Source organism: Buttiauxella sp. JUb87, from assembly GCF_004361975.1.
GTDB classification, from domain to species: Bacteria; Pseudomonadota; Gammaproteobacteria; order Enterobacterales; family Enterobacteriaceae; genus Buttiauxella; species Buttiauxella ferragutiae.
The window spans coordinates 36,382-49,802 of record NZ_SNVY01000015.1 but is presented as its reverse complement, the minus strand read 5'-3'; the positions used below and the strand labels follow the sequence as shown (position 1 = coordinate 49,802).

Sequence of the window (13,421 nt, the reverse complement as noted above, 5' to 3'; positions counted from 1 at the left end):
GGGTAATCGCGTTGTGTGCGTTTAACATATTGGTTCATCACATTTTCCTCTGCCTGCGAGTTAAATGTGTCAACGCTATTTAGGACGGGTCACAGTCATAAAAAAAGCGGTGACCAGGGTCACCGCTTTTTTATTTGAACAGTCGATTATTCGCGGAACATTTATTCGCGGAACAATGCTTCGATATTCAGCCCTTGAGTCTGCAAAATTTCACGCAGACGGCGTAGACCTTCAACCTGAATCTGACGAACACGTTCACGAGTCAGGCCGATTTCACGACCCACATCTTCCAGTGTTGCAGCTTCATAGCCTAAAAGACCAAAACGACGAGCCAATACTTCACGCTGCTTAGCGTTCAGTTCAAACAACCACTTCACGATGCTCTGTTTCATATCATCGTCTTGGGTGGTGTCTTCTGGGCCGTTGTCTTTCTCGTCAGCCAGAATATCCAGCAGCGCTTTTTCAGAATCGCCACCCAACGGGGTGTCTACTGAAGTAATGCGCTCGTTGAGACGCAGCATACGGCTAACATCATCAACCGGTTTATCCAGTTGCTCAGCAATCTCTTCCGCACTTGGCTCATGGTCGAGCTTATGGGAAAGTTCACGAGCGGTACGCAGATAAACGTTCAGCTCTTTCACGATATGAATCGGCAAACGAATCGTACGGGTTTGGTTCATGATTGCCCGTTCGATGGTCTGACGAATCCACCATGTTGCATACGTTGAAAAACGGAACCCACGTTCTGGGTCAAACTTCTCAACGGCACGAATCAGCCCCAGATTCCCCTCTTCAATCAAGTCCAGCAGAGCCAGACCACGATTGCTATAACGGCGGGCAATCTTAACCACCAAACGCAAGTTACTTTCAATCATGCGGCGGCGGGAAGCGACGTCACCACGCAGAGCGCGGCGGGCAAAATACACTTCTTCTTCGGCTGTCAATAATGGGGAATAACCAATCTCCCCAAGATAAAGCTGAGTTGCGTCAAGCACACGCTGAGTGGCGCCCTGTGACAATAACTCCTCTTCGGCTATGTCGTTATCACTGGGTTCCTCTTCTACGAGGGCTTTTTCGTCAAAGACCTCAACTCCATTCTCATCATATTCCGCGTCTTCATTTAACTCGTTAACTTTCAGCGTATTCTGACTCATAAGGTGGCTCCTACCCGTGATCCCTGGGTAAAGCACCTTGCACTTCGTCTTTTAAGCGCTATCTGCGTTGGCTGCCTTCATTCACCCCAGTCACTTACTTAAGTAAGCTCCCGGGGATTCACTCAGTTGCCGCCTTGATATCACTTAAACGACTTTGTGCATGTAAAGTGCTTTACCGGCTTATCGCTGCGGCAAGTAACGCAGCGGGTTGACGGATTTCCCCTTGTAACGAATTTCAAAATGTAAACGTGTTGAACTGGTTCCGGTGCTACCCATGGTAGCTATCTTCTGCCCCGCCTTGATTTCTTCTTGTTCCCGGACCAGCATTGTATCGTTATGGGCGTAGGCACTCAGGTAATCATCATTATGTTTGATGATGATTAGATTACCGTAACCACGCAGCGCGTTACCGGCATACACCACTCGCCCGGAAGCGGTAGCAATAACAGCCTGGCCTTTGCTGCCTGCGATATCGATCCCTTTATTGCCACCTTCGTTAGCAGAAAAGTTCTCAATAACCTTGCCTTCAGTCGGCCAGCGCCAGGTCGAAATTGGCGCGCTATCGGACGTGCTGCTGGCAGTCGGTACAGTAGTCGTAGAGCTAACCACAGGTGCCGTAACCGGTGCTGTGACAGTTGTCGCAGTCCCTGTATTATTCGGCAACATTTTGTTAGCACTTTGTTCACCTGAATCCTCAGAATACGTAATTACCGGTTTAGAAGCAACCACTACGGCGGTTTTTTGCGCAGCGGTAGGGGTGATGCCCTGCGCGCTGGCATCGGCCGCAGTCACAGCGTTTCCACCCGTAATTGGTGCACCGGATGCGTTACCAATCTGCAGGGTCTGACCCACGTTCAAGCCGTACGGCTCGGGGATATTGTTGCGTTGGGCTAAGTCACGGAAGTCGTTCCCGGTGATCCACGCAATATAGAAAAGAGTGTCGCCGCGTTTAACGGTGTAAGTGCTACCGCCGTTATAGCTCCCTTTCGGAATAGCGCCATATTTGCGGTTATAAACAATGCGGCCATTTTCAGTTTGTACTGGCTCGGAAGCGACCGACTGCGTTTGCACCGGCTGAATCGCAGGCTGCTGAGCGACAGGCTGAATTTGTTGGCTCTGGGTTTGGGTAGACATTTTCGGTGGCTGAGTCACCAGCATGCCGCCAGAAGAACTGCTGCTGGTATTGCCGTTACCGCCCACCGAACTGATCGGTGCCTGAGTGTTATTGCTGGTACATCCTGCTAACCACAGGCTCACCAGCGACAAGGCCGCAATACGGCGTAAAGTAAAAGTTGGGCTTCCCGCGCTCATTTATCCCCCAAAAAAACAATCATATGCTAATGAAAATACGGCAGAACTGGTGCTAATACCCATCATCCTTCAAGCTGCAGGGGTGTTGGCTGCAGACGCTCACCTGAAACTCGAATGCTAATGGTTATACAGCCAGATGCTAAAATTTCGCTGCGCGTAACGTTACGCCAATACCTTTAGAAAAAAACAAGATAGTTCCAGGTTATGCCAATTCACCCTTAACTAAGGGGACAAAACGCACGGCTTCTACCGTATCAATGACAAATTCCCCACTCAGTCGACGAACGCGCTTCAGATACTGCCGATCTTCGCCTACCGGGAGGACTAAAATTCCACCTTCGTCCAGCTGCGACAACAGCGCGCTGGGGATTTCCGGTGGTGCAGCCGTAACAATAATAGCGTCAAATGGGCTGCGTGCATGCCAACCCAGCCAGCCGTCACCGTGACGGGTGGAGATATTGTGCAGATCGAGTTGCTTTAAACGTCGCCTTGCGTGCCATTGCAGGCCCTTGATGCGCTCAACTGAACAAACATGATGCACCAGGTGAGCCAGAATCGCGGTTTGATAACCCGAACCGGTGCCGATTTCCAGCACTCGCGATTCCGGAGTCAGCTCCAGCAACTCGGTCATTCTGGCAACCATATAAGGTTGTGAGATAGTTTGGCCGGAACCAATGGGCAAGGCGGTGTTTTCCCAGGCTTTGTGCTCAAACGCTTCATCGACAAATTTTTCCCGCGGTACCTGCGCAATCGCCTCCAGAACTTTTTCGTCCTTGATGCCTTGAGTACGCAGTTGTGCGAGAAGAGCTTCTACGCGTTTGCTTACCATTGCTCGTCCACTCCTGATTTACTCAACCAGTGGCTAACGACCTCACGTGCGCTATGTGCAGTAAGGTCAACATGCAATGGGGTGACCGAAACATAACCTTCATCGACAGCGGCAAAATCGGTATCTGGGCCTGCGTCAAATTTATCGCCCGGCGGTCCAATCCAGTACAGCGTATTGCCGCGCGGATCTTCTTGCGGAATAACTTTATCTGACGGATGGCGGCTACCGCAGCGCGTGACACGAATGCCCTTGATTTGATCAAGCGGCAAATCAGGCACATTGATATTTAAGATACGCCCGGTACGCAGCGGTTCACGCGATAAAGCACGCAAAATCGAGCAAGTGACAGCGGCTGCAGTTTCATAATGCTCATGGCCATTTAATGAAACTGCCAGCGCTGGAATGCCTAAGTGCCGCCCTTCCATCGCCGCCGCAACGGTGCCGGAATAGATGACGTCATCACCCAGATTCGGCCCGGCGTTAATTCCAGAAACCACGACATCAGGTGCCGGACGCATCAAGGCGTTGACACCAAGATAGACGCAGTCTGTCGGCGTGCCCATCTGTACCGAAATATCGCCGTTGGCGAGAGTGAAAGTACGCAATGAAGATTCGAGCGTCAGTGAGTTTGAAGCCCCACTGCGATTACGGTCAGGGGCAACAACCTGCACATCAGCAAATTCCCTTAGTCGGGCCGCCAGAACTTGAATCCCCGGCGCATTGACCCCGTCATCGTTACTCAAAAGTATTCTCATATTGGATTTACAAAGCTTCTTTTTATATGAAAAAGATAAAACCACACGTTGGTTCCCGGCATGACAACTCTGTGCGTTCTGTTAACCTTCAAAATCGCCCCAACCTGTTGTTTTATCCCATTCTGTTGATTTTAGTGCACCCGTAATGAAATTGTTGCTGATTTTGTAACATTCACCACAAAGTCCTGTCCAGGGGACACTATACAATTCAATGTTGACTAAATCACCCTTTCTGGCCCAAGGAATGTGCCGAAAACAACGCCTTAGTGGCCTTTACGGAGCACTGCTGAAGGTGATTTCCCCCGTAAAGTTCGAAGTGTAGCCAGCTTCAACCGGAGTAGACCCCACTTAAAATAGCCAAAATGTTATTTATTTTAATTTTAGAATCATTTTCGAAAGACAAATTCTTCGTATGAAGTTGCAAATACGTTATATCCCATACCACCCCGACAGGATATTATACTAATTTTAAATGGCATTTAGATTAATCAACCAATAGTTAATTGATTATGTAAGCACAACAAACATTAAAAACAAAAACCATTGTTAATCAAATAATTAAAACAGTTAAAAGTATCAAAAAACATTCATACCCTCACGACTAACTGTAGCTATAAATTTTTAGTTAGCAGGTATCACGTGTATACTTTGGTTCTTATTGGGAATTTTTTTAATATTATCACTCTTAACAAACAGTGAATTATTTTATGCTTCTATTTAATGTCTCTGGAATTGCAAAAATTAAGATAATGAAGGCTAATACATGCACACCTTGAACATGGGAACCATCTCAATATTCCTGATGGTCATGGACACTCGTAGCGTAACTAATGCTGCGGCACTATTAGAAACTTCTATTCCATCAGTCAGTCGCGCCATCAATAAAATGCGTGAAACATTTAACAACCCTTTATTTATCAGGACCAAAAATGGGCTTGAACCCACATCTTTAGCCTTGACTATCGCATCAAACTTAACGCGGGCGGTAGAACATGTCGAACTCGCGATTAAAGTATCAAAACCTTATGCCAAAAAACTTAATGACCGTGCATCATTACGCCTGTCGTTATCTCCGGTATTAGAGTTTTATGTCACCTCGACATTGCAGAAGAATGGCCGGTGCTTAGAACAATTTGAATTAACCTGTGAAACACATGATGGCGATTTGCTCAGAGATATTAATCAATTACGATCACGCCGCATTGATTTAAGCCTGACACCACAAAGGCATTCAGACAGTTCAATTGTCAACGAGCCGTTATTTGATATTACACCAAGAGTGATTTGTAGAACTGGGCACCCGCGTATAAAACCGGGGTTCACGATGGAAGAACTCAGAAATGAAGAGTATCTTTCTTATAATCTGTGGCCGTCATTAATTGAAGATAATGTTTTATTGGGTGTGTATAAGCCACCGATTTACTCAAGTAATTCAATGTTGAACTTATTAGTGATGACGACAACATCTGATTATATTTTGCTGTGTGCCGAGCAATTTGCCGCAGGATTTGCCCAGTTTGCTGATGTTCAGATACTGCCACTACCCAATGAAAAACCGACCGGCACTATTTATGCTCATTATCATAAAAATCGCAGCAACGACATCAACATCACCACGTTAATTAATCAACTCAAACAAGATATTACCCATTCATAAAATAAAAAAGCCAGGGGGAATAACCACCTGGCTTTTTTATTACTTCAAATTAATATTTAACGAAGCGGTAGCACTAAATGGCCCACGCTGTGGACGTTTGCCAGTGGTATTGACTGGCCAGGCATAAAGCGTGGTGGAACCTTGCTGAGTCTGTGATGAAAATGTAACCGGTATTTTCGTGACGCGCGAAATAAAAGGCTGCAGATTTTGATCGCCAACCATCACACCAATATCGGGGTTATCAGTAGCCACCGCATTGGGTAAACTTGTTGCTGGCACCGCTTCCATAGTTAATTCCAACGCAACCCTATCGGCAATATTAGTACATTGGTAATTGACGATTATCTGCCTTTTAGTAAAACCGTCCGGCGCCTTGCCTTTAGTCAAAATATCTTTCGCCGCAATTTGTCCGAATGGAACTTCGATGGCTTTTCCGTCATTGATTCGGCAACTCTGCGGCACCGTAACATCACCGCTCACATAGACACTGGCAATCGGCATTCCCGAAAATGAGCTGCTATCTGTTGCGGCAAACAGATCAATAATTTTTACTTTTGGGATAGTAACGTGGCCAATAAAAGGCCGAATAAACATCAGGCTAATTTTCCCCTGCGCCCCAGTCCCAAATTGAATCCGGTTAGCGTTAGTTTGCGTCGTCGGGCAAAGAGTAGTCTGCGGATAATTGTTATCCATCGTGAAAGGCACATTATAAAATTGCTTGCGGTTACCGGCGATATACACCTGCGTAGCAACGCCAAGGTATCCGTCACCTTTATCATTCGGGATCACATACCAGTGTTTATTGGGATCTGGCGTCGCAATGGTTGAAGGGACCGGGCGTGATAAAGAGCTCACAGCGCGATAATGGACCTTCCTCACGGTTCGGGTATCCTGGCAAGCACAACGGCCATAATAGAGATTATTTGGCGAATTCCAGTTTTGCTGATACGCGGTCTTACTGATGACGTTTTGGTCCGGGTCAGTAATATTTTTAACGTAATTAAAATTGAATTCCTGTGTCGCGCCAATAGATTGACACGCAGCCGCCCAAACGTGTGGAGCAAGGGTCATCATCAGCAAGCCAATCAGCCCCAGAAAGACTCGTTTCATTAGGTACCTCCAGAACATTGCGCATCACCAGAAAGGATGTGCGTTTGATTTTTACCCGGCGATGCAAGGCGATATGGCGCGTGGCATTCGTTGACCCGCCCTTTCCCCCACACCACATGCAAATTGCCGCTATCCGCCAGGCCACTGAGGAACACCACGCCGTTATCGCCGACGATGCCGGTTTCATCCGTGCCTTCCAGCGTCACTGTTGCGCCAAATGGCACCACGCCCTTGCCGATGTGTATGGTCATTAAGGCGCGCTGACCCAAATGGGTTTTGTAACGCATCACCACCATTGCCCCTTTGGTGGGCACAACATCGCGGTGAATCGCGTCTATATCTGCATTGCCGGCCAGTTTGTGGGTATCAAGGTTGATGTCGTTGTAATGCCATGGCGTTAAGTAAGGGATGACGGCATAACCGCGTGAATCGGTGTAGACGTTCTGGCTGCTGGTTATTTCGAGATTTTCCACACCAGGTGCTTCAATCAGGCCGAAGGTTTCGCCGAGCGTGTGAGCAAGCGTGATCCCATGGCGATGCACCACCACTGCGCCATTCATGCCGTAGTTAATGCGCTGGGTGTCGTCGCCATAGCTGTAACCCAACGCCAGGTCGCTATAAGGTGCAAGCCACGCTAATTGCGCGTTACCACCATTTTGTTGCTGGCGGTTGCCGTAGGTTTGTTGCACTGAATACTGTAATTGATCGTTTTCCAGCAGCGTACCGTTCACGCCAACCTGATGCTGCGTGGTGCCGTGGGTATTAGTGGTGACGCTGTATTGCGCCCACGCTTTAGGCAGCAACTTTTCCAGTGGGATCTGGATATCAAAAGCAATCTGGCGATCGTTATCGCTATGGTAATCATCATGCACCCAGGACAGAGCAATACCGAAGTTTGCCCATTGCGTCGTGGCACGCACGCCCGCACTCAGCGATTGCTGTGCCTCGGTGGAACCCCAAAAATCATCCTTCGTTCCGGCAAGGTAAAAATTACTGTGGTCGCTTAATGACTGGCTGATATTAATCTGCATCCGGCTGCGTTTGTTTCCCTGCCAGTCCTGCACCTGCCCTTCACGATCCGCCGCTTCCTGGAAGGTGTAATAACCTTTGGTTGAATAACGGTAACCCGCCAGAGTCACGGCGGTATTCGTCGCTTCAAACTCTTTGGAATACTGGAAGCGCCACGACTGGCCTTGTGCATCGGGCGAATCGGTGAAACGCGACTGAGCGTGGCTCATATCCACGGCAATAGAACCCAGAATACCTAAGCCAATCCCCGAGCCAAATATCGCAGAGAAATAGTTTGCCGCAGCAATCACCCCGCCGTAGAGCGTCACGTAGTTGGATAAACCGTAGGTCAGCGTGCCCTGGCTAAACAGCGGATCGCTGGAGGCGCTATTACTGCGATAACGCCCCGTTGACCAGGTGTATTTCATGCTCCCTTCACGCTGCATATTGGGTATCGAAGCAAAAGACTGCACAAAGTGGCGCTCGCTGCCATCGGCTTCGGTGATCGTCACATCCAAATCGCCACCCGACGCGGTGGGATAAAGGTCAGTTATCTGGAAAGGGCCAGCCGGAACAAAGTTCTGATAAATGACATAGCCATTTTGGCGAATGGTGACTTTGGCATTGGAGTTAGCGATACCGTGGATAACCGGCGCAAAGCCGCGCAGGCTATCAGGGCGCATCCCTTCTTCCGTCGCCAGTTGCACGCCGGTGTATTGCACACTGTCAAAAATATCCCCCGGCGTATAGGTCTGGCCCATTGTCAGAGACACACCGCCCAACGCTGGGAAAAAGCGCTGCAAATAGCTGTTCATCGACGACCATTTCTCGCCTCCCTGGCCATAGCTGAAACTGCTGTAATTACGCAGACGCCACGCACCAAGGTTCACTCCCGATTGCAGATTCAGGTAGCCGTTATTGCTATTCTCACCATGCTTGCTTTTATTTTGCGAGGCCGACCAGGCATAGTTGGTAAATAACACCGCCTCACCGTCATCCCATTGCGCAGGGTCGATAAAGTCATGCGCTTTGCTATCAATATTTTCCTGGGGAATACTCAGTTTCAGCGTCTGGCTGGTAAAGGCAAACGTACTGCTGGCTTGTGGAATCATTTCTGCCAGCGAAGATATCGCTTTATCTAAAGGTGCCGCGGCTAACTGTTCTGTGGAATGGAGATTAACGCCCCACTTCTTCAGTTGAGCTGGCGTTAACACCGGAACCAGTTTTTTATCATCCCCGGTCACAAACTCAATATTCTCATCAGCGACTTTATCGCTATTCACTATAATGTGAACACGATAATTTCCCGGTAGTTGCGCCCCTTGTTCTTCAAACAGAGAAATATCAACAGTCGGTTTTTCCGGTGAGTCTAATTCCAGTAATGCCGGATTAAACCAGGCCTTCGCATTTGCCCCTTGGGGAATTACAGCCAGGAGTGCAGCGAATGGCACAACCCAGTGCAATGCCGAAAAATAAGCACGGTGAAATATGCGGAAATAACGCATGATTTTATATTTCCTGGCTGATAAAGGAAAAATTCAGTTTCTTAAAGCGTGGTGCTGCCGGGATCGCTGGCACCGCCATAATCATTGATTAACTTCCAGCTCAGCTGGTTTCCGGACATTCCCGCCAGCGATAAATTAACCGAACTGTGCGGTGCTACCCATTCGGCATTTTTAATCGGTTTTCCGCCCAGCGTTAACTGGTTAAAAATGGCGTACCAGGGAGAGTTATTGACCACTGTCAGCGTATTTCCACTGCGGCTAAACGTCAGCTTTTCCGCAAAATCTTTAGGTGGATTACCCAGCCCTTCCGGGCGATAGAACAGTTTCATGCGGGTTTTGATAGCAATTTGTAGTTTGTTTGTGATTTCGCTATCGGTTTCAGGAATAGAACGCACGTTGACCCAAAACAGCGACTCCCGGTCGCCAGGCAAAGGGTTTCCGGAGTAGATAATACGCAGCTGGTTTTCTTCACCACCGTCGATACGAAATAAAGGCGGCGTAATCACAAAAGGGGCTTTAACCTTTTCATCACCGGTATCAACCCATGACTGAATTAAATAAGCTCCTGCATCTTTGGTTGCTTCAACTTTTAATTCAGCTTCTTTATTTTCAGCATGATAAACAACACGCGTGGCACCGACGATAATTCCGGCGTGAGAGATTAATGGAAATAAAACAATGACTGCCAGCATGGCAAACCATGCCATAGCACGATATTTAACAAAAACTAACATAGCTGCCCCAACTGTATCAGTCAGGCATCCTTGCCCGTTAACGCATAAACTTAGTTATAAATGATGGTGAACTGCGAAGTGGCAACCACGCTGCCGGCTGTCACAGCCGAATTGGTCGCTACATAACTCGCCTGATATTTCAGTTTATTTTTACCCGGAGCTAATTTGAAATCGGTTGACGGTGCATACATGGCAATTTTCTGCCCGGTATCAGAATCAATTTCAATAGCGACACCGCTCGCAACACTGGTCGAATCAATAGCTAATAAAGTTTTATCAACTGAATCTGCGGTACCACTAAAACGGATGTTGGCATTAGTGTCAGGGCAATTATCCAGGTCAATGGTAAAAGGGACAGAAGATGATTTTGCAGCCACGGTAGCTAAACTGGTTTTTGCCACTTTACCCAGAGCAACAGGAATGATTTTCCCGGCACCATTAGTCACGTTACAAGCCGTTTCCGTAATTTCACCGGTAAAGTGAACGGAACCGTCTGCAGCATTTGCCACAGAAACCATCCCGCCCAGAGCCAGTGCGGCTGCCACTAATTTTAATTTAAAACACTTCATACAAACCCCTCTTTTTTACATGACGAACATCCCTTTCCCGATAGTTAAATCGCATAAAGAGATGGTTATAAATATAAAAATGACTGCCAACTGAATGAATAAAAAACCACCCAGAGAATATGGACAGCGACTATAGGAGTCATAAAGTTAAATTGCAATCCAGCTGGGCAAGCCAGAGAGATCGTTTTCGGTCACATATCGTGGAAAATAAAACAAATAACAAACAACCATTAAAAACAATTAAATCAACCACATAAGATTATCATTGCATTCCATAAAACAAAATAAATGTCTATTTTTACGCATTATTGAACAAGCAAAGAATAAAACCATCGCAAAGTGAAAATAACAATTTCACTTTTAGTAAAAAGGTATCAAAGGCGAATTAATGGCAGTTTTAATGCGAATATAGTTTTTAATACACATTACAGAGCAATAATCAGTGCCGAGATAATACTGCCATATAATGTTAGCAGGATAACGATGAGTGCGAAGAAAATAAAAAGGGGAATGAATGTTCATTCCCCTGAGGTTGAGATGACAACAAAACCCGTTATTCAGCAATGTCGGCGTAGTGACTCGCCACGTTCATCAATTCGCGTACTACGCTTGTGGCAAAACTGCCAGCAGGCAGCCAGAAATTCAGCTCAACGGTGATGTCATCCCACCAGTTCCAGTTGAGATCTTTCGGCATCAGCAGCATGGCACGTCGCGCCGCTTCAACACGCTCGCGCACCAGCAGCGCCTGCAAATCAGTTTCTTCGGCTACACACTGTTGTTCAAACTCCAGAGCCGCATTTTGCGTGCCCCAGCCACCGTCGCCCGGTAACGGCGCAGTTATCAGCAGCTCACCGTCATCAACGCGGCTTTGCAATGCAGGCAGTTCTTCCGGCGTGGCAACAAACCAACTGCCGCGACCTGCCAGTTGCAGCGCATCACCGTCGATAACCTGGTTAAAATCAGGCTTCTTCAGGCGCTCGCTGACAATCTGGTTAAACATGGCGCTACGGGCTGCGGACAGATAAAAACTGCGCTTATTACGGTCACGTATTGGCGCGTTGCTTTGCGCCCAACGTAAAGCCTGATGCAGGTTATTGCCCGCAATGCCAAAACGCTGGCTGCCAAAGTAGTTAGGCACACCACGATGAAGAATGGCATTCAGGCGTTGTTCCAGCTCCGCACGGTCGCTAATGTCGCGCAGCACCAGAGTGAAACTGTTTCCCTTCAACGCCCCCAGACGCAATTTACGGCGGTGACGGGCATATTCCAGCACCTGGCAACCTTCAAGTTCAAACGCGCGCATGTCCGGCATTTCTTTACCTGGCAGACGCACGCAAAACCATTGTTCAGTCACCGCATGTTTGTCTTTCTGACCGGCAAAACTGACTTCACGAGCGTGCACTTTCAAAAACTTAGCCAGTGCATCAGCCACGAAGCGGGTATTGCAGCCATTTTTCAGGATGCGTAACAGCAGATGTTCACCGTCGCCATCCGGGCCGAAACCTAAGTCTTCAATAACCACGAAGTCTTCTGGATTGGCTTTGATTAACCCTGTGCCTTGCGGTTTACCGTGCAGCCAGGTCAGATTCTGCATATCCATTATTTACGTGCCTTATGTAGCAAAGCGACCGCTTCGCAAGCAATGCCTTCACCCCGGCCAGTAAAACCGAGTTTTTCAGTGGTGGTCGCCTTGACGTTGACGTCATCCATATGACAGCCCAAATCTTCGGCAATAAATACGCGCATCTGCGGGATGTGCGGAGCCATTTTCGGCGCCTGGGCAATAATCGTCACATCGACGTTACCGAGCGTGTAGCCCTTCGCCTGGATACGGCGCCAGGCTTCACGCAGCAATTCGCGGCTGTCTGCGCCTTTAAACGCCGGATCGGTATCCGGGAATAATTTACCAATATCCCCCAGCGCAGCAGCCCCCAGCAGAGCATCGGTTAATGCGTGCAATGCGACATCGCCATCAGAGTGTGCGAGCAGCCCCTGTTCGAACGGTACGCGCACGCCACCGATGATAATTGGGCCAACGCCTCCAAAGGCGTGTACATCAAAACCATGTCCAATACGCATTATTCTTGCTCCGTTTGGGTTAACCGCGTGAGGTAAAACTCCGCCAGCGCCAGGTCTTCAGGACGAGTCACTTTTATATTATCGGCGCGGGCGCTAATTAATTCGGGATGGAAGCCACAATATTCAAGCGCTGAGGCTTCATCAGTAATTGAGGCGTGTTCATCGAGCGCACGTTGCAAGCAGCTGCGCAATAATTCCAGAGGGAAAAGCTGGGGCGTTAAGGCGTGCCACAGGTCTTCGCGATCCACCGTATGGGCAATCAGGTTTTTACCCGGCTCGCCGCGTTTCATGGTGTCGCGCACCGGTGCGGCCAGAATGCCGCCAATTTTGCTGGTTTCAGTAATCGCCAGTAAACGGGCCAAATCATCCTGATGTAAACAAGGACGCGCTGCGTCGTGCACCAAAACCCATTGCGCGTCTTGCACCACGTTTAACCCGGCAAGAACCGAATCAGCACGCTGCGCTCCGCCGTTTATGACGGTCACATGGGGATGGGTAGCAAGAGGCAAAGAGGTAAACCAGCGGTCGGTAGGGCTGATAGCGATCACGACATGTGCCACGCGTGGATGGGCCATCAGGCTTGCCACCGCATGTTCCAGAATAGTTTTATCGCCGATTTTTAGATATTGCTTAGGACATTCCGTTTGCATGCGGCTGCCGATACCTGCTGCCGGCACCACGGCAATTACGTCCGGGGAGGAGTCTGCCAT

The 13,421-nt window shown here is 48.4% G+C and carries 12 protein-coding genes; 1 reads left to right on the top strand and 11 read right to left on the bottom strand.

Annotation, left to right across the window (positions count from 1 at the left end; translation table 11 throughout):
* Positions 1–161: 161 nt before the first annotated feature.
* The 4 genes from rpoS to surE all read right to left on the bottom strand — a co-directional run bounded on the left by rpoS (position 162) and on the right by surE (position 4,049).
* Positions 162–1,154 (bottom strand): RNA polymerase sigma factor RpoS, encoded by a 993-nt coding sequence (gene rpoS, locus EC843_RS23870; RefSeq protein ID WP_064543919.1) that lies wholly within the window; start codon positions 1,152–1,154, stop codon positions 162–164.
* 180 nt (positions 1,155–1,334) lie between these two features.
* Entirely contained in the window at positions 1,335–2,465 is a 1,131-nt protein-coding gene (nlpD, locus tag EC843_RS23865; protein ID WP_064543917.1) for a murein hydrolase activator NlpD, read from the bottom strand.
* 202 nt (positions 2,466–2,667) lie between these two features.
* A complete protein-coding gene (locus EC843_RS23860; RefSeq protein ID WP_064543915.1) occupies positions 2,668–3,294 on the bottom strand; it encodes a protein-L-isoaspartate(D-aspartate) O-methyltransferase in 627 nt (208 codons plus the stop codon).
* Positions 3,288–4,049, bottom strand: a complete 762-nt coding sequence (gene surE / locus EC843_RS23855) for a 5'/3'-nucleotidase SurE (protein WP_064543913.1) — start codon at positions 4,047–4,049, stop codon at positions 3,288–3,290. Before surE ends, EC843_RS23860 begins: the two co-directional genes overlap by 7 nt.
* Before the next feature lie 763 nt (positions 4,050–4,812).
* Between surE and EC843_RS23850 the strand changes: the two genes are divergently transcribed.
* Positions 4,813–5,706, top strand: a complete 894-nt coding sequence (locus EC843_RS23850) for a LysR family transcriptional regulator (protein ID WP_121815019.1) — start codon at positions 4,813–4,815, stop codon at positions 5,704–5,706.
* A 39-nt stretch (positions 5,707–5,745) separates the two neighbouring features.
* Here EC843_RS23850 and EC843_RS23845 read toward each other — a convergent pair whose 3' ends face one another.
* From EC843_RS23845 to ispD, 7 genes are all read right to left on the bottom strand, one after another.
* Complete coding sequence (locus EC843_RS23845; protein WP_166642093.1) at positions 5,746–6,816, bottom strand: fimbrial protein; 1,071 nt, start codon at positions 6,814–6,816, stop codon at positions 5,746–5,748.
* Positions 6,816–9,329 carry a fimbria/pilus outer membrane usher protein gene (locus EC843_RS23840; RefSeq protein WP_133523166.1) on the bottom strand — a complete coding sequence of 838 codons (2,514 nt, stop codon included), beginning with the start codon at positions 9,327–9,329 and terminating at the stop codon, positions 6,816–6,818. Before EC843_RS23840 ends, EC843_RS23845 begins: the two co-directional genes overlap by 1 nt.
* Before the next feature lie 41 nt (positions 9,330–9,370).
* Positions 9,371–10,063, bottom strand: coding sequence for a molecular chaperone (locus EC843_RS23835; protein WP_232886948.1), 693 nt, complete (start codon positions 10,061–10,063; stop codon positions 9,371–9,373).
* Positions 10,064–10,113: 50 nt separating this feature from the next.
* A complete protein-coding gene (locus EC843_RS23830) occupies positions 10,114–10,632 on the bottom strand; it encodes a fimbrial protein (RefSeq protein ID WP_133523165.1) in 519 nt (172 codons plus the stop codon).
* Between the two features lie 553 nt (positions 10,633–11,185).
* On the bottom strand, positions 11,186–12,235 hold the full coding sequence (truD, locus tag EC843_RS23825) for a tRNA pseudouridine(13) synthase TruD (protein ID WP_064543905.1): 1,050 nt from the start codon (positions 12,233–12,235) through the stop codon (positions 11,186–11,188).
* On the bottom strand, positions 12,232–12,711 hold the full coding sequence (ispF, locus tag EC843_RS23820) for a 2-C-methyl-D-erythritol 2,4-cyclodiphosphate synthase (protein ID WP_064543903.1): 480 nt from the start codon (positions 12,709–12,711) through the stop codon (positions 12,232–12,234). The genes truD and ispF overlap by 4 nt, the downstream gene beginning before the upstream one ends.
* Positions 12,711–13,421: a 2-C-methyl-D-erythritol 4-phosphate cytidylyltransferase gene (gene ispD, locus EC843_RS23815; RefSeq protein ID WP_064543901.1), complete on the bottom strand. Its 711-nt coding sequence runs from the start codon at positions 13,419–13,421 to the stop codon at positions 12,711–12,713. Before ispD ends, ispF begins: the two co-directional genes overlap by 1 nt.

What these genes read in the sequence shown, in the direction of transcription:
- rpoS (WP_064543919.1), bottom strand. Translation starts at nt 1,154, where the DNA reads ATGAGTCAGAATACGCTGAAAGTTAACGAGTTAAATGAAGACGCGGAA.
- nlpD (WP_064543917.1), bottom strand. Translation starts at nt 2,465, where the DNA reads ATGAGCGCGGGAAGCCCAACTTTTACTTTACGCCGTATTGCGGCCTTG.
- EC843_RS23860 (WP_064543915.1), bottom strand. Translation starts at nt 3,294, where the DNA reads ATGGTAAGCAAACGCGTAGAAGCTCTTCTCGCACAACTGCGTACTCAA.
- surE (WP_064543913.1), bottom strand. Translation starts at nt 4,049, where the DNA reads ATGAGAATACTTTTGAGTAACGATGACGGGGTCAATGCGCCGGGGATT.
- EC843_RS23850 (WP_121815019.1), top strand. Translation starts at nt 4,813, where the DNA reads ATGCACACCTTGAACATGGGAACCATCTCAATATTCCTGATGGTCATG.
- EC843_RS23845 (WP_166642093.1), bottom strand. Translation starts at nt 6,816, where the DNA reads ATGAAACGAGTCTTTCTGGGGCTGATTGGCTTGCTGATGATGACCCTT.
- EC843_RS23840 (WP_133523166.1), bottom strand. Translation starts at nt 9,329, where the DNA reads ATGCGTTATTTCCGCATATTTCACCGTGCTTATTTTTCGGCATTGCAC.
- EC843_RS23835 (WP_232886948.1), bottom strand. Translation starts at nt 10,063, where the DNA reads ATGTTAGTTTTTGTTAAATATCGTGCTATGGCATGGTTTGCCATGCTG.
- EC843_RS23830 (WP_133523165.1), bottom strand. Translation starts at nt 10,632, where the DNA reads ATGAAGTGTTTTAAATTAAAATTAGTGGCAGCCGCACTGGCTCTGGGC.
- ispF (WP_064543903.1), bottom strand. Translation starts at nt 12,711, where the DNA reads ATGCGTATTGGACATGGTTTTGATGTACACGCCTTTGGAGGCGTTGGC.
- ispD (WP_064543901.1), bottom strand. Translation starts at nt 13,421, where the DNA reads ATGGCAGACTCCTCCCCGGACGTAATTGCCGTGGTGCCGGCAGCAGGT.